A 19,558-nucleotide genomic window follows, 5' to 3' on the forward strand; every position below is an offset into this window, starting at 1 on the left:
AACTTCAGATTTGTCAAGCAACCTTAAGCAGAATAGCAGTTCGCTTTAACAGTTCGCTCTTGACCAAGGATTTAAGGCGCTTGGGAATGGGTAATTTTCTGTATTTTCATCCCCTCACCCCCTCTCTTTCCCTTAGCCCTTAGCCCTTACCGGAAGGGCAATAAAATTGTAAAGCTGCTGCCTTTGTTTAAGATGCTCGAAACCTGGATGCTACCCTGGTGAGCTTGGGCAATGGCTTGAGCGATCGGCAAGCCGAGTCCTGAACCGCCTGTGTGCCGGGAGCGATCGCTGTTGACTCGATAGAAACGGTCAAAAATTCGCGTTTGCTCTGCCGGCACGATGCCAATGCCGGTGTCCTGGACGTGAATCATAGCATGGTGGTTGCCGCGCTCTAAAATAACCGTGACTTGGCCACCGGCAGGGGTGTATTGAATGGCGTTGACGACTAAGTTTAAAACTAAACGATAAAGCTGTTCTTCGTCACCCACCACTGCCACGGGTTTGTTAGTTCGGATGTCTGTGGTGAGCTTAACACCGGCTGCAATCGCCAGATCCGCTAATTCTTCGGCTACATCACTGATTAGATCGTTAAGACAACAGAGAATTTGGGATTGGGGATTTGGGGGTTGGGTTTCTCTGTCCATGCGCGACAGGAGTAATAGATCCTGAACAAGCTGGGACAGCCGGTGGTTCTGGCGCTCAATGACTCGCAGGGTGTCTCGTGCTTCACAGTCGCTGAGGTGAGTCATTCTGAGAACGGATTCAACGGTTGCTCTGATGGCGGCTAAAGGGGTTCGCAACTCGTGGGCGGCATCGGAGGTGAATTGTTGGATTTGTTGGTACGATCGGTAAATCGGTTGCATTGCTAGTCCCGCCAGCCACCAGCCGGCACCGGCAACTGCAATCATGGCAATGGGCAATCCTAAAAATAAAATCCATGCGATTGCGGCGAGATAGTCATCAAAGTCTTTGAGTGATCGTCCGACTTGAAGATATCCCCAGTCGCGGTTGTTTTGGGTATGCAGTGGCAGGGAAATTTGACGGTAGCGGTTACCGCCGGCATCTTTGAGGGTGCGCCACAATTTTTCTGTGGAGGTGGCTGGTAATCCTGTGGGTTGGCTGCCGGCGAGGGCAATTAAGCGTTCTGAAAGATCCACTAAGCGCACGTAATACGCGCCTTGATGCAGCGCACCGGCAGTATGACGCGCAGGGTTTGTTGGGGAGTTCTGGCACTCTTGGCCGGCTAAACAGATGTCTGGCAAGAGTTTCTCCGCTGCCGGTTCTAAGCGTCCGGGCTGTTTCAGTAGTGGTTCAATGCTATCGTGCAGGGTGCCGGCAACCGATTCTAATTCGCGATCTATTGTTACCCAGTGGGCGTGAGTGATGGCTTCGTAGACGCCTAACCCACACAGGCTTAAAATTAGACCCATGACGCCGGCATACCAACTAGCCAATCGCCACCGAGTTAGCTGAAAAAGTTTATTTTGGTTCACAGCTTGTCTCTCATTTCTGATTGCCGGTTATGTTTGGCGTTGTCGAATTATCTGGTATTTGGTTATTCTGTTTTAGGATAAGAATTATTAGGGCTTTTGGTATTTAAAAGTCGGTTGTGTTAAATAATTAATATGGATTTTTTTAACCGCAGATGCACGCAGATAAACGCAGATAAATGCAGATAAGCGCGGATGTCATTTGTAATTGTTAACTTAACTTAACAGGAGTCTGAAAATGGCCGGCAAGAAAATTTTAATGCTCGTTGGTGATTTTGTGGAAGATTACGAGGTGATGGTGCCTTTTCAAGCTTTACTAATGGTGGGTCACACGGTTCATGCTGTTTGCCCGGATAAGAAAGCCGGTGAGATTATTCGCACTGCTGTTCACGATTTTGAGGGCGATCAAACTTATAGCGAGAAACCGGGTCATAATTTTACTTTAAACGCTACGTTTGATGAAGTGAATGCCGCAGACTACGATGCACTTGTTGTCCCAGGTGGCAGAGCACCGGAATATATCCGCTTGAACGATAAGGTGTTGGAAATCACTCGCCATTTTGCCCAAACAAAAAAGCCAATGGCCGCAATTTGTCACGGCTTGTTGGTTTTATCGGCTGCCGGTGTTTTAGAAGGCCGGCGCTGCACAGCTTACCCAGCCTGTAGCTTTGATGTACTGAGGGCAGGAGGCAAATACAGCGAGATTCCCGCCTCGGAAGCGCTGGTAGATGGCAATTTGGTAACCGCACCGGCATGGCCGGCTCATCCCCGCTGGCTGGCTGAATTCCTCAAGCTGTTGGGCACTCGGATTGAACATTCAGAACGGGTTGCTGTGTAAAGGGAATCAGGCAAGCACTGTCTCCTGATACCATACTTTGGTACAAAATAGTGATGTAAGTCACAAATATTTTAAAGCTATCCGCTAGATTAGAACTAACCGCTCTAATCTGGGGAGGCTCCTATGAGTCTAATTAAGCAGGTAGAAATCCGGACTTTAACATCAGCGAAGTCTGGAATGGTTGAGTTTTACACACCTCAGTCTAGCCACGAAACCATGTTAGTTCAGGTGGCGGCTGGGGTTGTTGACGATATATTTGTGCATCATTTCCAAACTGATCAACTGCTCGTGGTGCGCGGGAGTTTTGTGTTAGTAATCTTACAAAACCGGCAATATCGGTATATTCCTTTAAGCGAACACCTGCCGGCGGTTGTGACGATTCCTCCCGGCGTACCTCACGGTGCGATAAACTTTAGCGAGGAACCGTGTGTTATGGTGAATGCTGTATTAAGACATGGCATCGCTAACGAGCGAGATTACCGTCCCATGAAGCCACGAATTCCCTATAATATGGCAGCGGCTAAAGCAGCTCTAGAACAGCTTCTTAGTCTTGCTACAGCATAATCCTTAAACCGGCTGCTTTCAGTTGCTCTCTTTCAAAAACTTACCTGTATGGAAGTTATCAAAGTCAAAGTCAAACCCAATTCCAAACAACAAACCATACAGGAAGAACCGGATGGAAGTTTTACGGTACATTTGAAGTCGCCGCCGGTGGATGGCAAAGCAAATGAGGAATTAATAAAAGTTCTAGCTAAAAAGTTTGAGATTCCTAAATCCCAAATTACGATTAAATCAGGCTTGTCTTCAAGAAATAAGCTTATTAATTTGGGATAAAAGTATGATTTTTAACTGCTACTTAAGCCAATTAGTGTTAGGTAGAACTGTTACGTTTCAAAAATATGGGAAGCATAAGGATTTTACGGTTATGTCTGACACTAAGCGATAGACTTAACCGTACAAAGTCATAATCGGCAGGAATATCCCTTCCTTAAAGAATATCTTTTTTTTGTTTGGATTTGGGTTATCTACCTAGTGGGAACTTCTATATCGTTCTCAGCTTAACTGTAAAAGTTTATGCAAATCCGATTTAAAACAAGTTCACACCGGCACCCAAAAAAATCCCTCAAATCCTTGACATTGCAAGCCTTTCGAGGATTTCGCTAGCCAGCAAAAATATCAGCAGGCGTTACATTCACAATCCCCTCATCCCCGCGCTGCCGGCCTTTTCTCAAAAATTGACGGGACTTATTAAAAATGACAGGGATGTGGCCTAGCAATTCCATAGCCTTGGGCGTAATCGACTCCCAGCGTCCGCAGCTTCATGAGGATCTCATCATTTTCCACAAACTCAGCAATCGTTTGTAACCCCATGACATGAGCGATGCGGTTAATCGCCTCGATCATCGCAAAGTCGAGTGGGTTATCCACAACATTCTGCACAAAACTACCATCAATTTTAAGATAATCCACCGGCAGGTTTTTTAAATAAGCAAAAGAAGACGTGCCACTGCCAAAATCATCCAAAGCAAAATAACAGCCCAATTTCTTAAAAGTGTGGATGAACTGAGCAACTTTGGTTAAATTAGCCAGGGCAACTGTTTCGGGAATTTCAAAACAAAGAACGTGAGGCGGAACTTCATGCAAAGCGAATTGCTCTTGCAGAAAATCATGGAACTGGTCATCGTTAAGAGTGGCACCAGAAAGATTAATGCCATACAGCCTTTGTCGGCGACCGGCTGGCTGTTGAGGGGTGCCGGCAGCCAACTGATTATTCCGCGTTGACAGGTGAGCAAATAGTGTGCGAATCACCCAACGATCAATCGTGTGCATGATGTTGTAGCGTTCCGCTGCGGGAATAAACGCCATTGGCGAAACCAGATTGCCGGCTTCATCTTCAAGGCGCAACAAGACTTCATAATGCTCTCTGTTAAACGAGCCATCTGTAATTGGAATAATTGATTGGAAAAAAAGACGAAAGCGATTTTCTTCAAACCCTTGGGTAATCCGGGAAACCCATTGCATTTGGCTGTGCTGCTGCGCCAATTCGGTTTCATCACTCTGATGAACGTGCACTCGATTTCGCCCTTGTTCTTTAGCGGCATAACAAGCCCCATCGGCGGCATTTAATACATGAGTTAAACTACAACTTTCGGTATTAATTGCAACCAAGCCAATACTGGCACCAATACTAAAAACTTTATCTTCCCAAATAAAACGAAATGCCTGAATACTTTCACGGAGCGAATTTGCAATTCGCCGCGCTTGTTCTAAGGGACATTGATGAAGCAGCACGGCAAATTCATCGCCGCCAAGACGAGCAAGACTATCCGTTTTACGCACACCGGCTTGTAGAAGGGTGCTAATTTGACGCAGCAGTTCATCGCCAGCCACATGACCGCAAGTATCATTAACAATCTTGAACCGATCAAGATCCAGATAACAAAGTGCGTGCTGTTGGTTTTGCGTCTGAGCAATCAGCAAAGCCCGTTTCAAATGTTGTTCAAATTCGCGCCGGTTGATTAAGCCGGTTAAAGCATCATGACTCGCTTGCCAGGATAGCTGACGCGCAAGGGCGCGTTCTTCGGTGACATCATGAAACACCAGCACCGCACCGATAATTTGACCGGCACTGGCGAGAATGGGTGCAACCGATTCATCAATGGCCAACTCTGTGCCGTCCTTGGCAATCAGGAGGGTTGGGTTAGCCAGTTCTCCAATGCGGTTGCCACGCAGGGCGGCTTCTACCGGGTTGTCCACCGGCTCACGGGTGATTTCATGAACAATGCGAAACACCTCGCTTACCGACAATCCAATGGCTTCTTGAGCCGACCAGCCGGTTAATCTTTGGGCTGCGGGATTGAGAGAGGTAATATACCCTAAAGCATTCGTGGTAATTACCGCATCGCAAATAGAGTGCAGCGTGATCTGAGCCAGTTCTTTTTCTTGAAACAGCGCTTGTTCAACACATTGGCGTTCCATGATTTCCTGGCGCAGTTGTCCAACCGCTTGTTCGAGTTCGGCAGTGCGTTCTTTCACCAGTTCTTGCAGGTGTTCCTTATGCTGGCGCAGCTCTTTTTCTGCCCGTTTGCGCTCTACAATTTCCACAACCAACTGGTCGTTAGACTCTCTTAACGCCGCAGTGCGTTCCTCGACTCGCATTTCCAGCTGTTCCTTTGCCTCTCTGAGTGCGGCTTGTGCCCGTTGGCGTTCGGTAATGTCGATGCCGGTGGCGATGATATATTTGATTGACCCGTCTGAGTCGGGAAGCACGGTATTTGTCCAAGCAATGAGCCGGCGATTTCCACTTTTTGTCACCCAATAATTTTCATATTGGTGGGGACCCTGGTTCGTTTGCAGTTCTTGAAAAACCGCAACCGCCGGCTCAACCTCTTCAGGCAGCAGCAACAAATCCCACAGCAGCCGGCCTTCTACTTCCGGCGCTGAGTATTCGGTGGTTTGCTCACAGCATCGATTAAAGCGAATAATTCGCCCCTGTGGGTCAAGAACCACGACTAAAGCGCCGGCGGTATCCAACACGGTTGTAACAAAGTTACGCTCTTCTCGTAGGGCTTCTTCAGCGGCTTTACGTTCCGTAATATCTCGTGCTACCCAAATCACGGTGTCTGCCTGCATCGGCGAAATGCTAGCGGCAAACCATCGCGTGGGCACTTGTCCCTGCGCCCTTCCCGACTCTCTCATGAGCAGGCTGTACTCAACATTAATCATCTGCCCAGTTTCTAAAGCCAAATGGATATAGCTGAGAAACAGTTCAGCTTGGGATGGCTCAAAAACCTCATGCAGTTCTCGACCAATTAGCTCAGTTGCCGGTTTGTACAAAAGTGCGGGATTTGTGGGCGCAATTTTAAGATAGCGTCCTCGCGCGTTGAAAACGACGATGACATCGGGGATTGCCGCTAATATGAGGCGAAGTTCAGCCTCTGAAGTCCGCAGTGCTTTTGCCGTCCATTCCCGTTCAGCAATCTCAAGTTGCAGTTGCTCATTCGCTTTCCTGAGTATGCCGTCTTCCGGGGGTGATAGGGGGGTGGCAAGCTCATCTACAGTAGGTTTTAGCTCCTTATTGGCCTTCTTCATAGCTGCTTCTGTCTGATCGCATTCAGTAATGTATGTGACGGGTTCCGAGAGATTGCGAGTTTGGCCTGCCGGTGTCAGCAGGGGCTTTTCTATTGTGTAAAACTTATTCAGGTTAGGCAAAAAGTGCTTGACTTCTGCTGGGTTTTGAGCCAAATCGGCATCGTTACCACCGTACTCAATTTGGGCACCTGTTTGGTTGAGCCAGATACCAGTTTCTGGCCTGCTTGTGGTGCAGGCAGCGGCATGATCCACTAACTGACCTTTCGCACTCAACCAGATGACATCGGCATTTAACAACAAACAATTATCCTCATGCCGGCAATCTTTCCTTTTAAAAATTTTGTGAGTTTGGAAGGCTGGCCAGTAACTTTCTAAGTAGTTCTGTAAATCCCCAGCATCCATGTCTAGCCGGCAGCTCTTGCCCAGTTGTTTTTGAAAGATTCTGTCTGTAAATTGTAACCAAAGTTTATAAAAAACGATATCAAGCTGATATAGCCCAGAAACCCATAATTTCATTGGCACTTGCTCGGCAATATACTGGGAGCCTTTTTCATGGGCTTGCCAGGAGTGTAACGAAGCCAGCGAGGAAAACTCTAAGATCCCCGGATAGTTTTTATTTTCTCCCTTCCCCATTCTTTGTCCTTGAATTTCCCAAGTCATGGGCGCAAAGCTGAACAATCTTGCCGTTTCCCCACTTTCTTCCACCTTCTCAATCGTAAAGCGAATACAAGGAATTTTGTTATTGCTCAAGCAGATTGGGAACGGGTTAAGAGCAACTTTTGACAAAACTTTATGAAGATTGCTATCTGCAACTGCAATAGGTTCCAGAGCGATACTCCTTTCGTAACGAGGGGGATGGTTTGGGTGGTGAGTGACAGTAGCAGCTAGCGCCCCATACGAAGTTGCTTTGAATTTGTTGTAGGCTCCAGCCGTCGATTAATAGCGCTGCGGTGTTCCACACTAGAATGCGCCCATCACGGTTGCCGGTCATGACAAAATTATTCAAATTCTGCCTACTCGCGGCTGGTTACAGTTACCGTTAAAAATGCTCGAACAGATGAATATCATCGGGGTTCGGCAAGAGAGAGCGCGACATTTTTTTTCTCGAATTTACCAGCGGCTGCGGCTGTCGGCAGAAAAACTGTCATCTCATAACCTTAAATTTGAGCGTCAGCTATGATTTCAACATTTGCTCATTGTTAAGAAGCTAAGAATATCGGTAACTTGTTTGGCAATTTGGTGAAATGCCTCCTTTTTTCTGGCTGGCTCAACACTAATTAATAATTTTGCTTTCTACCTACCGGACGCCATCGCTTGCCTTTCTCCCCAAATTTAGAGTTTTTCTGGCAATTATTCCTCCTAAATGCCCAATTTTGACACTTTTTCAATTATATGTGGTAAAAGATTAATGCCGGCTTTCAATCAGCTACGATTTGAGCGTTCCAGCTCGCTCAGAACTTTAATAATTGCGGAGAGTCAGGCCCAACCGGAATATTTTCAAAATTTAACTTCGCTACGGTAATCTTACTAAAATACAGTTTCCCACTTGCAGAGGAATTAAGTTACAGAAAAACTTAAAATTTTGGATAAGTTTTCACTCTGGCAAATTAATTATGCAAGTAGAAAAAAGCGATCAGGCGCTGAGTGCGATAGTGCTGGCGGGTGGCCAAAGTTCCCGCATGGGTCGGGATAAGGCTTTGATCGCACCTCAAGGCGTTCCACTGCTCAAGCAGATTTATGAGATTGCTGTAAAGTGCGCTTCGCCGGTGTATGTCGTGACACCTTGGCCGGAACGATATCAAGATATCTTGCCCAATAGTTGCCGGTTTATCCGAGAGGAGCCTTTGCCTGACGAGACGGAACCCCACGGGCCGCTGGTGGGATTGGCCCAAGGATTGGCACAGGTGCAAACACAATGGGTACTGGTGCTCGCTTGCGATCTGCCTCGGTTGCGAGTTGAGGTTTTGCAGAGTTGGATAGGGCTGCTGGGTGATGTCGAGGATGATGCTATCGCCCTGCTGCCGCGAGATGCCAAGGGCTGGCAACCGTTGTGCGGCTTCTACCGGCACAGTTGTTTGCCGGCACTCCAAGAGTTTATCAACCAGGGGGGCCGGTCATTTCAGCGTTGGTTATCTCAACATCCTGTGCAAGAGGTGCCGGTGAGCGATAGGCAGATGCTGTTTAATTGCAACACCCCCACCGATCTCGAACAAGTAAAACACGAAACCTAGGCAGTTGTTTCAATTATCACATTTTCTCCTGCCTTCATTGTTTACCGATGGCGTCTTCTATCTTTCGGTAGATAGTGTAAAAAAAGTCTAACTGTAGAGAGAGGCCGCTTGTTCTTTCCATCTTTTAAGATGAACGTATGACAAAGCCTCTTAGTCAAAACTCAATAAAACGGAGAACAATATGAGCATTGAAGATAGAGCAGCGGCTACTGCTAAAAACATAGAAGGTAAAATTCAAGAAGCGGTGAGTGAAGTCACAGGCGACCCGAAAGACAAAATTGAAGGTCAAGTAAAACAAGAGGAAGCGGCGAATATGCACGCTAAAGAAGACGTTAAAGATGGCGTAAAAAACTTCATCGATAAAGCTTAAAGTTTTTTGCTTTAATCTTTAAATAAAATAAATCCAGCAGAATCGATTTTGCTGGATTTATTATTTGATAAAAATTCACTTAAATCCATATTGCCGCGAAAATCTTCCTGGTTTTCCATTAGGCTTGATTCTAAATTTGGGTTAGCTTTAGTGCTTTTCTAGGAAGCGCTCGTTGTGAGTTTGAACCCAAAATATCGTTAGATAATAGTATTTTTATCAGCTTGCAGTGGAGCCTCTCAGGTCAAATAGCACCGCTGGAGTCACTGAATAGCCTGGTTTTTGGACGAGGTAGGCTGAGGAAAAGTTCCCAAAACCAGCGAATTCATCTGTTTTGCTTTGCGCCGGCTGCGGCCAAATTGTCTGCTTGGCGCTGGGCATTCATTTATGAGCGGTAAAGCTTATAATTGGACACTATTCGGTTGCCTTAATATTTTCTTAAGAATCTTGATGAAACAAGGGGGTTTGCAACTTCTTCTACAAGATAAGTTCAGCAATTACCAATAAGGGTGATAATAGCCTAGAGATTCAAGTAAGCACATCTCAAACGAGAACCGTCCAGTGAGTAAACGTTGTTTGTTCGCTCTCACAGCGCAGTTATTCGCTATCCCAAACCGGAATAACTTTCCAAATTTGGACAGTTTGTTAACTGCAACAAGGAAAGTTCCCGGAGGCGGTGCCGGCAAACAATCTAAAAACAACCTGGAAAGGATGCCGGTGAAGCATTCCCCCCTTTAAAAGGACGTGAGTTGCGGCTGAGAACCTACTAGACAGTTGAGGAACCATAACGTATGTTCTTAACAGTTGAAAGCACCTCAGAAATAATCGACATATAGAGGAACTTACCTTGACCCCCACCCCAGCCAACCGCTTAATTTAACCCAGACACCATGAAAACATCTTTCCCCGTTAAATTCGCTGCCTTTGCCGTAGCAACACTCTCAACAATCACCGCTTTAAGCCCACTTCTGGCTGCAACTTTTGGCAAAACAGAAGTTGACCAAAATAAATTCGTTGCGGTGGCTCAACCGCTTGCCAATAATACTTATAAACTGTTGGTAATCGAACAGCTATCGAGTGCGCGTCCCTGCTGGAGTGAAAGTGGGTCGAGTCCTGTCCAAGTGCAACCGCTGCTGCTGAACTTTGACTTCACCGGCATCTGTTCCCGCAGCTTGGATAGCAACGGCTACTCTATCCGAATGGCCGATCAAGATTTAGGATTGCAGTACAGCCTGCGGGTTGTTAACCGAGATGGAGATATCCGGCTGCTGGGAACGAGCACGACTCGAAATGCACCTGTGATTGAAATCGGAAGAACGAATGGCCTTTCCAATGATTTTTCTAAAATCGTTCTGAATCCGGGCTGGCGGATGACCAAACGAACTTACGATGGCAAGACTTTAGGGCACGTTTACTTTACCAGCGATCAAGCATTAGGTGCTACCCCAACAGATGGGGGTAACACCGGCGGAACCAAATTCGCAGACATCCGCACCGATGTTTACGGCAAGGAAATCGATCAAGCTGTGGAACTCGGATTTGTTGCCGGTTTCTCCGATAATACCTTCCGCCCGCAAGAAACCTTAACCCGTGAGCAATTGGTGTCTTTGGTGGTGGAATCCTTGAAAAACATCCCCAATGCCAATATCACCCTCCCCACTCAAGCGACATCTCGCCCCTATCCGGATGTGGATACCTCGCGCTGGAGTGCGGCGAAGATTCAATGGGCACGCGATAACAACTTGATCAGTGGTTATCAAGATGGCACCTTCCGACCGGCACAGTCGGTGACACGGGCTGAAATGATGGCAGTGTTGCGACGGGCGGCAGAAAAGGGCAAATCGCTGCGCGGACTGCCCACGACTCTCGGTGCCAAACAAACGCCTAAAGTGTTCTCAGACACGTCAACTCACTGGGCAGCTCCCCTGATCACTCAGATGTCTGGCTATTGTAATGTCGCTTCCCCACTCAATGAAACCGGCAACGCCTTCTACCCAGATCAAGCGGCACGCCGTAACTACGCGGCTGCGGCGACTCTGCGGACATTGAACTGCGTCAAGTCGGAATCAGCAACCCCAACACCGTAATTGCAAGGGCGCTAATGCTTCTACGGTTGATTTAAAAGATCACCAACCGCGATAGGGCCACCGGCAATCACGGTGGCTAAAACGCCGGTTTGGGCGTGGCCAAATTTTTGGGGAAGTAAGGAAAATAGGGGAATATCCCGTTCGCCGGTTTCGGGATTAACATCTATGTTCGCACACCGGCCAATCCGGGCGGAGATAGCGATTCGGCATTCTCCTATTTGCAATTCTTTCCCAATCCAGTTGAATTCTTCCCAAGCGGATACGCCATCTATAACGATGTTCGGACGGAACCGGCGGGCGTCAACCGGCTGACCGGCTTCTGTTGTGATGGCATCAAGAGTTGCCTGACTGACGAGGGAAATATGCACCGGCTGCCGGTCGGGATAGCGTGTGGTGCCGGTGCCGCTGCCGACAAGGCGCAGGGGGGCTTTCTCTGGGTGCCGTGCGGTTGCCGTGGGGTGCAGGGAAGCCAGGTAGCCGGTAAAAAATGCCCCGATGAGTTCGCGTCCTGCCGGTGTGCCGGTGTCTGCAACGAATAGGGGAATCCCCTGCCGGTGAACACTTAAATTGCCCGTTTGCGGCTCGTATTGGCACTGTAGGCCGGCTAAACCAGGCCAGTCGTTCTGCATGGCAAAATTGCCTTTAGGCAGCCAGGGAACGCTTTCTTCTGGGTCGGAAATCTTATCGGCTTCGACATACATTAAGGCAAAGGCGCGATCGCCGGGAATGCCATGCCCTGCTTCCAGGGTGACGCGCTCGCACTCATGGGGCGTCAGACCTTTAATCGGGTAAGTAAATAACTGCTTGATTGCTGCCGGTGTCATGGGATTTGATTGATGAAAATAATTGCAATTATGCCTTAATAATTTAAGCTAATTGCGTGATTAAATGTCAACCAAATCCATGACTAAAAACACTTTATCCAAGTTTGGTTTTATCTTTATAAAGGCGGTGCAGCCAAATTGTTTCTGCTTCTTTTTCTGCTTGAGAATCGCTTAGCGAAGAATAGCGAATTTCTGCCTCACCCATACTCCAACTATCGCAGCAAGCTGTAATTGCTTTTTTGGAATACTCAATACTTTCTCCCTTTTTATTGTTACCTCCTGCCTCATTCTTGTCATAAGTCCAGGGAGACCATTCTCCGTTGGGATCGTTAACGATAAATCCATTGTCGGTGTATCCCTTGATCACGAGAATATGACCGACTGCTGTAAAAAAACCGTGTACGATACAAATTTTTTCCTGATCAATAGCTTCTCGGATATCTTTGAGAGTGCCTTTTTCAGTTAGGTCGTCTTTGATGCCGGCATAACTTTCAGCTAGACTTTTTAATCCCAGCGTCGTAAAACGATTCCAGCCTTTGTCAACAGCCCGTTTGTAGAGTTCATCCTCTAATTGATGGTAGTTACCGTTACCTCGAACACCCAAGTACCAAAGGCACATTGCAAGCGATGTCACATTACAAGCTGTGTAGGGTTCAAACTCATTGTCTAGTTGAGAAAAATAGGGAACACCCTTAATAACTTTCATGATTTGACCTCACAAATTTTTAGACGATCCTGAAAAAATTGCTAGAGAAAGAAATCTAGGCCGGCAAAAAGCGCGGACACCAGATATAAGCTCAGATATTCTAAGCCTAAAAGCAGCAATTTGAATCGCCGGCACTTGGAGAAATATCATCGGCATTTCTAGCCGTAGTGGTGAAAGCCGCAAAAGGTGCTTGCTCGTTTGAAGATAAAACTAAACTTTTGAATTTATCCCAAGGGAAGTTAACCCCAGGATCTGTACGATGGTCTGGGTCGAGCTTTGCATGGGATACGATATGGCGAAGATTGGGATACTTTGCCCAACAATAACGAACAATTTTTGCTGTCACAGCAACCTGCCAATCTGAAAACCTATCCGCTGTTGTTTGTGTGTTCACAACTTCGATTCCCAAAGACCAATGATTGACTCTGGTTCTGCCGGCATTCACATCTGCGTGAAACACTTCGTTGCGAACGTGCCATGCTGCGAGAGTTTCAGGCGCACAAGCCCAAATGAGTTGACCATGTTGCGGTTCATTCTCATCTGGAACCAGCCAATGAAAACTGGCTTTGCCGTCTCGCATGACTGAAATTGCGCCTTCGGAACTCGTGCCGGCTGTTGCGTGTATTACAACCGCTTTAATCCCGTCAATGGGATGGACATCGCGCTGCGTTGTACATTCTGACCAATAATTACGAATGCCGGGATACCAAGTTTCTGGGATGGAAACGTCTGTTGGCCGGTTTGTGGTGGGAAGATCAAATTGATAGGTTTTTGGATCGCTTGCCATAACTTAATTTTTCGTTTCAGGGTTAGTGATAACGAAATTATTTCTGGCAGTAAAGGGAGTATCAGGGAGAAAAAGTGACTAATTTATGTAAATTTGTGTAAATTCTCGGATACATTCGTTAACCGGCGCAAAGCCGGCATCGTCAGCCCCAAATCAATGATGCTTCGTTTCATCTTATAGGACTTTCTATTACCGAAAGTCTGCAAATTCTTAGTGCCAAAAGTTTAGAACCGAGAAGCCGTAACGCCGGCCAAGTTATATGAAGAAATCTTGCCGAAAGTTTCTTGGCGGGAATTGCTAGAGGCGTTAGAATCCCTCGAAGCTAGAATGTTTCTTGAAGCCGGTGAATCAGGCTTAACGCTGCAACCCGTCATTATGGAATATGTGACACAACACTTTATCACAACCATTGACAGGAGATTGTCACCCCAAACTTCAACTGTTTTAGAACTGGTGCTTTAATTGCCGGTGAAATCAAATGCTAAGAAAAGGGTAAAAGAGTAACAGAGACAAGGGTTAAATAGCCCTCATCGGATCGAGAGCCACCCGAAAACCGACGAAGTTGTAGCTGAAGACCGACATCAAGTCACCACGATTCGCACTGCGGCAGTACCTGGGGTAGTTTTTCCAAGAACCTCCACGCTGCAACCGAAAATTACTATCTCCTCCACTTTCCCACGCACTGCCATCAGAAGTAGCATTGTTGTAATTTTCATGCCAGACATCTTGACACCACTCCCAAACATTGCCGTGCATATCATACAGTCCGAAGGCATTGGGTGGAAAACTCCCTACATCGGTTGTTTGTTTGCGGTTAACGCCTTTCGGTACTGAGGCGTAGGTGGCGTTGCCATCATAGTTAACTAAAAAAGGGGTGATTGTCTCGCCAAAGTAAAATGGGGTGGTGGTGCCGGCGCGGCAGGCATATTCCCACTCTGCCTCGCTGGGTAAACGATAGTTGCGTCCTGTTTTTTCCGAGAGTTTCTGGCAAAATTCAACGACATCATTCCAAAATACATTTTCCACCGGCCTGTTATTACCTTTAAATTTAGCCGGGTTATTGCCCATCACTGCTTGCCACTGTGCTTGGGTGATGGGATATTTTCCTAATAAAAACGGCTGTAGCGTTACCCAATGCTGTGGACTTTCACTGCTAAATCGTCCTACTTCCGTGTTTGGGGAACCCATGAGAAATGTGCCGCCGGGAATTGACACCATTTCCAGAATTACATTGTTACCAAGTTTTTCAGCAAAAACTTCTGCTTGTCTTTGCTGACTGTTAACAATTTTTCCTTGAGCATCGACGGTAACAGTTGTGAATTCAAAAGAGGAAGTTGGAAGGGCAGACGCTGCAATCACTGTAGTCTGTTGAGACGGCACGGAAGGAGTGGGAAGAACCGGCGCTGAGATCGCTGCGGGAACGAGTGCCACCCGAAAACCGAAGTGGTAGTTCCTGAAGTTCGGCCCGTACCTGATACGAAGCGCACTACGGCAGTACGCGGGGTTGAGGTTCCAAGAACCTCCACGCCGCAACCGGTATTTGCTATCTCCCCCAATTTCCCACGCACTGCCATCAGAAGGCGCACCGTTGTAATTTTCATGCCAGACATCTTGACACCACTCCCAGACATTGCCGTGCATATCGTACAGCCCAAAGGCATTGGGCGGGAAACTCCCGACATCGGTTGTTTGTTTTCGACATTGACCCTGTGGCCCAGAAGCGTAAATATAAATGCCATCATAGTTAGCCAAATCAGGTGTAATTGTCTCGCCAAAGTAAAACGGGGTGGTAATGCCGGCGCGGCAGGCATATTCCCACTCCGCCTCGCTGGGTAAACGATAGTTACGCCCGGTTTTTTGCGAGAGTTTCTGGCAAAATTCAACGGCATCATTCCAAGATACATTTTCTACTGGCCTGTTATTTCCTTTAGAGTTAGCGGGGTTATTGCCCATCACTGATTGCCACTGCGCTTGAGTGACAGGATATTTTCCCAGGAAAAACGGCTGTACCGTTACCCGATGCTGAGGACTTTCATAGCCATATCGCCCTTCTTCCGTTTCTGGGGAACCCATGAGAAATCTGCCGCCCTTAATTGACACCATTTCTAAACTGACGTTGTTACTGAGTTTTTCTGTAAAAACGTCTGCTTGTCCCTGCTGCCGATTAACAATTTTTCCTCTAGCATTGACGGTAACAGTCATGAATTGAAAGGGATAAGTTGGAAGAATGGGTGCTGCAATTACTGTACTCGCTTGAGATGGGACGGAAGGAGTCGGAAGGACTGGTGGCGAGATAATAGTCTTCGTTTGAGGTGGGGCTGTTGGCAGCGCTGATCCTGACACTAAAGAATTCAGCGCTTGCAAAGCTTCTGTCGCATTCGCATAGCGCCCAGTGAAGTGATCTCGCACCATTTTGCTTAAAATGTCTGCTAACCCATCGCTCACAGAAGCGTAATTTTTCCAAATCACTTCACCATCATTATCTTCTTCGAGCAAATCAGGCTCTACTCCAGTCAAAGCAAAAATGACTGTCCTCCCCAGTGCGTAAATATCGCTGCTTGGTTTTGGCTTCCCCATTGCCTGTTCGCTGGGCATAAAACCAAGCGTTCCAATAGAAACCGTGCGGCTCGTTTTTCCTGATAAAATTGTCTTCTGAATGCCAATCTCCTTAACTGCTCCAAAGTCAATTAGCATCAACTTGCCATCTTTTCGCCGCATGATATTCTGGGGCTTAATATCTCGGTGGATGATATTATTCTGGTGAACATAGGCCAGGATTTCTAAAATATCCTGTAATAATTTAATCGCATAAGTTTCGCTTAACTTTTTGCCTGGACTCAATTCTTTGCTTAAGTCATGCCCTTCGATGAATTCCTGAATGAGATAAAATTCTTGATTTTCTTCAAAATAAGCAAACAGCTTGGGAATGCGCTCATGGTTTTGCGCCAGTTTATATAAAATTTCTGCTTCTTTTTGAAATAACCGCTGGATATCCGGTTCAATTGCTTGGGGATGAAGCCGCTTGACGACACATTTAGGCTTGGGAGTGATGGGAATATCTAAATCGTTTGCCAAATAGGTTTCCGCAAACCCGCCGCTTCCCAGCACTTTGACGATTTCGTAGCGATTCCGTAGTATTTGGCCGGCAACGAGCATAGTGGGTACTCCGGGCAGTGGCAATTTAATTGATTTTCGCATAATTGCCATTGCGCCGGCACCTTACTGATGCCAGCTATCTTGCAGCTCTCAACAAATCTTATTAAAAAATAAGACCCTGTTTAAAATTACCTCAACCGGCCTGATCTCAAGATACTAACAATTAACCACAATCCTAGAAAACTCGCTGCGTAAAACAAGGCGCTGCTAACGACACTTTGACCGTTAGAAAAGACAATGGCTGCCCCGATGATCAGTGATCCAACGACAATACTAAACGAGAGCCGGTTAGCTGAATCATCCATCGTGCGGCGAACCCCATCGAGTTCTTTTACAGTTAAATTCCACCGCAACGTTTCAGAAGTAACTCGCTCTAGCAATAACTCAACTTGACGCGGAGACTGCAAAGAAAGACTTTTTATATCGAGTGCAGTTCTCAAAACGGCTTGCAGTGGATCGTCGCCAAAAAGCTGCCGGCGAAACAAGTCTGTAATTAAGGGTTTAACTTCATCGAGTAAATTAACGTCGGGGTCAAATTGACGTGCAACTCCCTCCAAATTTGCCAGTGCTTTCGCATACAATCCCAAGCTACCAGGCAAGCGAACTTTATTTTCACGAGAGACTTGCAGCACTTCGTAAAATACTTGAGAAAAGTTAATTTGCGAAAGGCTGATGTTGTAATATTTCCGCAGCATTCGCGCAAAGTCGTTTTCCAAGTTTGACAGCTTATCCGGAACAGCAGAATCCGACAATTGCATGGTTAACTGAGCGCATCGTGCTGCATCTAAGTCAACAATTGCTAATAGCATTTCTGTCAAAACTTGCTGGGTGCGCGGGTCAAGCCGGCCCATCATCCCAAAATCTAGCAAAGCGAGCCGGCCATCTCTGAGATAAAACAAATTACCAGGATGGGGGTCAGCGTGAAAGAATCCATCGATGTATATTTGCTGGAAGAAAGCCCGGAATAGCAGGGTTGTTATGGCTTTACGCTTAGCCCTAACATCCCCATTATTAGAACCGGCATTTAAATCAGCTAATAGTAATGGCGCTCCGTCTAGCCACTCTAAAACCAGTAACTTTTCAGTGGTTAATTCCCAAATAATTTCTGGAACCATCAATTGCGTAGGGTCAAACCAACGACTGGTTGACAAATTGCGCCGCAATTGATTTGTGTAGCTAGCTTCTTGGGTGAAATCAAGTTCTGCCTGAAGCGCGGTGGCAAATTCATCGGCTAAAGCAACAACATCGTAATCTTTGCCAAACTCTGTGAGGGCAACCAAGTCTGCCAAAGCCCGGATCAGAGAGATATCTTGGGCGACAACGACATCAATGCCGGGACGCTGAACTTTTAGGGCAATTTGCCGGCCATCTCTTAAGGTGGCTTTATGGGTTTGGGCAATTGAGCCGGCAGCCACTGCACGCGGTTCCAGGGTGGCAAAAACTTCTTCTAAAGGCTTTTGCAATTGTTGCCGGATCACCACTTCCACTTCTGACCAAGGAACCGGCGGCACATTGGCTTGCAGATCCGTCAAAGCTTCAATGTATTGTGCCGGCAATAGATCCGGGCGCGTGCTCAGAAGCTGGCCCAACTTGACATAAACCGGACCCAACTCCACTAAGATTTTACGCAGGACAGCCGGTGTGGGCAGTTTGGGTTCATCGGATTTGCCGCCGGTCAGCAGCACTCGCATATAGTCCCAGCCGTTGCGTAAGACTACTTCGATGATTTCTCCCTGGCGGCCACTGGTTCTGGTTAAAGAAAACATGGGAATTGGGGATTGGGAATTGGGGATTGGGCATGGGGCATAGGGCATTAGGGCATGGGATAAGTGGAGGAATGCCATAAGCTATCCCCAAGCTGTCAGCCCGATGACCCAATGACTCCAGACTTATTCTTACAGCAGATTCTCGAATTTGGCGTCTGCCTGTAGGCTTTTGATCACCTGCTTGATGTCTTGGGTGCGGTCTTTTTTGACGATTAAAGTGACGTTGCCATCGCGTACAACGACGACATCCTCTAAACCGATCGTGACAATCACCTCTTCTGAGTCAGCGGCGTAGAGAATCGTGCCGGTGGTGTCTAGCCCAACATGGGTGGCTAATTCGACATTGACGGCGTCTCCTTTGAGCAGGCGTTCAATCGCATTCCAGTCGCCGAGATCGTCCCAGCCAAAAGAGGCCGGCAACACGTAGGCTAACTGGGTTTTTTCCATCAAGGCGTAGTCAATACTTATCTTTTCTAATTGCGGGTAAGCATCGCGTCCTTGTGCTTCTAGCTGCTGCATCAGGGTAGGCGCGTGGGTGCGAAGTTCAGCCAGGACAACACCGGCACGGAAAATAAACATCCCGCTATTCCAGCTAAAACGCCCGGTTGACAAAAACTTTTCCGCTGTCTGCCGGTCTGGTTTTTCGGTAAACCGGCTCACGCGATAAACCGGCAATTCTTCAAAGGTGCCGGCACTGTCGCCTTGCTCAATGTAGCCGTAGCCGGTGGAGGGAAGGTTCGGCTTGATGCCGAGGGTGACGATTGACGCTTCAGAGGCCGCCAATTGGGTTGCGGCGCTAATCGTTTGCCCAAATGCCACTTCGTCCCCGATCCAGTGATCTGCCGGGAAAAAGCCGATGACAGTATCATCCCCGTAGCGGCGCTGAATTTCCAAGGTTGCCCAAGCGACTGCCGGCGCGGTGTCCCGTCCTTCTGGTTCGATCAGTAAGTTTTCTTCCGGCAACTGGGGAAGCTGTTCACGCAAGCCTTCCGCAAGCTGGGCAGAGGTGACGACCCACAACCCGTCCCAACCGCCGGCGAGTGCCAGGAGGCGGTCTGCGGTTGCTTGCAGGAGACTTTTGCCACTGCCGTCAAGACTTAAAAATTGTTTAGGCCGGTGCCGCCGGCTGAGCGGCCAGAAGCGTTCGCCTTTGCCGCCGGCAAGAATAACAGGGATTAAGGAGCGATTCATGGTTGGCTTTAGCCCGTTGCGAA

Annotated in this window: 15 protein-coding genes; 7 read left to right on the forward strand and 8 right to left on the reverse strand. The window is 47.4% G+C overall.

Going from position 1 to position 19,558, the window contains the following annotated elements:
• Window positions 1–146: 146 nt before the first annotated feature.
• Window positions 147–1,493 carry a two-component system sensor histidine kinase RppB gene (gene rppB / locus H6F73_RS06230; protein WP_190757920.1) on the reverse strand — a complete coding sequence of 449 codons (1,347 nt, stop codon included), beginning with the start codon at window positions 1,491–1,493 and terminating at the stop codon, window positions 147–149.
• A 235-nt stretch (window positions 1,494–1,728) separates the two neighbouring features.
• Between rppB and H6F73_RS06235 the strand changes: the two genes are divergently transcribed.
• The 3 genes from H6F73_RS06235 to H6F73_RS06245 all read left to right on the forward strand — a co-directional run bounded on the left by H6F73_RS06235 (window position 1,729) and on the right by H6F73_RS06245 (window position 3,162).
• Window positions 1,729–2,328, forward strand: a complete 600-nt coding sequence (locus tag H6F73_RS06235) for a DJ-1/PfpI family protein (RefSeq protein ID WP_190757921.1) — start codon at window positions 1,729–1,731, stop codon at window positions 2,326–2,328.
• A 123-nt stretch (window positions 2,329–2,451) separates the two neighbouring features.
• Window positions 2,452–2,892: a cupin domain-containing protein gene (locus H6F73_RS06240; protein ID WP_190757922.1), complete on the forward strand. Its 441-nt coding sequence runs from the start codon at window positions 2,452–2,454 to the stop codon at window positions 2,890–2,892.
• Window positions 2,893–2,940: 48 nt separating this feature from the next.
• Window positions 2,941–3,162: a DUF167 domain-containing protein gene (locus H6F73_RS06245; protein WP_190757923.1), complete on the forward strand. Its 222-nt coding sequence runs from the start codon at window positions 2,941–2,943 to the stop codon at window positions 3,160–3,162.
• Between the two features lie 414 nt (window positions 3,163–3,576).
• Here the strand turns inward: H6F73_RS06245 and H6F73_RS06250 are convergent, their stop codons facing one another.
• Window positions 3,577–7,170 carry a bifunctional diguanylate cyclase/phosphodiesterase gene (locus H6F73_RS06250; protein ID WP_242072347.1) on the reverse strand — a complete coding sequence of 1,198 codons (3,594 nt, stop codon included), beginning with the start codon at window positions 7,168–7,170 and terminating at the stop codon, window positions 3,577–3,579.
• 863 nt (window positions 7,171–8,033) lie between these two features.
• Between H6F73_RS06250 and H6F73_RS06255 the strand changes: the two genes are divergently transcribed.
• From H6F73_RS06255 to H6F73_RS06265, 3 genes are all read left to right on the forward strand, one after another.
• Window positions 8,034–8,651 carry a molybdenum cofactor guanylyltransferase gene (locus H6F73_RS06255; protein WP_190757924.1) on the forward strand — a complete coding sequence of 206 codons (618 nt, stop codon included), beginning with the start codon at window positions 8,034–8,036 and terminating at the stop codon, window positions 8,649–8,651.
• A gap of 181 nt (window positions 8,652–8,832) precedes the next feature.
• Entirely contained in the window at window positions 8,833–9,021 is a 189-nt protein-coding gene (locus H6F73_RS06260; RefSeq protein WP_190757925.1) for a CsbD family protein, read from the forward strand.
• Window positions 9,022–9,908: 887 nt separating this feature from the next.
• Window positions 9,909–11,105, forward strand: a complete 1,197-nt coding sequence (locus H6F73_RS06265; RefSeq protein WP_190757926.1) for a DUF3747 domain-containing protein — start codon at window positions 9,909–9,911, stop codon at window positions 11,103–11,105.
• Between the two features lie 20 nt (window positions 11,106–11,125).
• Here the strand turns inward: H6F73_RS06265 and H6F73_RS06270 are convergent, their stop codons facing one another.
• From H6F73_RS06270 to H6F73_RS06280, 3 genes are all read right to left on the reverse strand, one after another.
• A complete protein-coding gene (locus H6F73_RS06270) occupies window positions 11,126–11,929 on the reverse strand; it encodes an MOSC domain-containing protein (RefSeq protein ID WP_190757927.1) in 804 nt (267 codons plus the stop codon).
• Window positions 11,930–12,023: 94 nt separating this feature from the next.
• Entirely contained in the window at window positions 12,024–12,635 is a 612-nt protein-coding gene (locus tag H6F73_RS06275) for a C39 family peptidase (RefSeq protein ID WP_190757928.1), read from the reverse strand.
• A gap of 106 nt (window positions 12,636–12,741) precedes the next feature.
• A complete protein-coding gene (locus H6F73_RS06280) occupies window positions 12,742–13,422 on the reverse strand; it encodes an N-acetylmuramoyl-L-alanine amidase (protein WP_190757929.1) in 681 nt (226 codons plus the stop codon).
• 270 nt (window positions 13,423–13,692) lie between these two features.
• Here H6F73_RS06280 and H6F73_RS06285 point away from each other — a divergent pair, with 270 nt between their 5' ends.
• Window positions 13,693–13,884, forward strand: a complete 192-nt coding sequence (locus H6F73_RS06285) for a hypothetical protein (RefSeq protein WP_190757930.1) — start codon at window positions 13,693–13,695, stop codon at window positions 13,882–13,884.
• A gap of 54 nt (window positions 13,885–13,938) precedes the next feature.
• On the opposite strand, the gene H6F73_RS26395 is transcribed toward H6F73_RS06285, so the two are convergent.
• The 3 genes from H6F73_RS26395 to H6F73_RS06300 all read right to left on the reverse strand — a co-directional run bounded on the left by H6F73_RS26395 (window position 13,939) and on the right by H6F73_RS06300 (window position 19,535).
• The gene (locus tag H6F73_RS26395) at window positions 13,939–16,620 is read right to left on the reverse strand and encodes a bifunctional serine/threonine-protein kinase/formylglycine-generating enzyme family protein (RefSeq protein ID WP_242072348.1); all 2,682 of its coding nucleotides are present in this window, start codon (window positions 16,618–16,620) and stop codon (window positions 13,939–13,941) included.
• Window positions 16,621–16,706: 86 nt separating this feature from the next.
• On the reverse strand, window positions 16,707–18,344 hold the full coding sequence (locus tag H6F73_RS06295; RefSeq protein WP_190758334.1) for an AarF/ABC1/UbiB kinase family protein: 1,638 nt from the start codon (window positions 18,342–18,344) through the stop codon (window positions 16,707–16,709).
• Window positions 18,345–18,473: 129 nt separating this feature from the next.
• Window positions 18,474–19,535: a mannose-1-phosphate guanylyltransferase gene (locus H6F73_RS06300; RefSeq protein WP_190757931.1), complete on the reverse strand. Its 1,062-nt coding sequence runs from the start codon at window positions 19,533–19,535 to the stop codon at window positions 18,474–18,476.
• Window positions 19,536–19,558: the final 23 nt, after the last annotated feature.

This window comes from Microcoleus sp. FACHB-68 (assembly GCF_014695715.1).
Lineage (GTDB): Bacteria > Cyanobacteriota > Cyanobacteriia > Cyanobacteriales > Oscillatoriaceae > FACHB-68.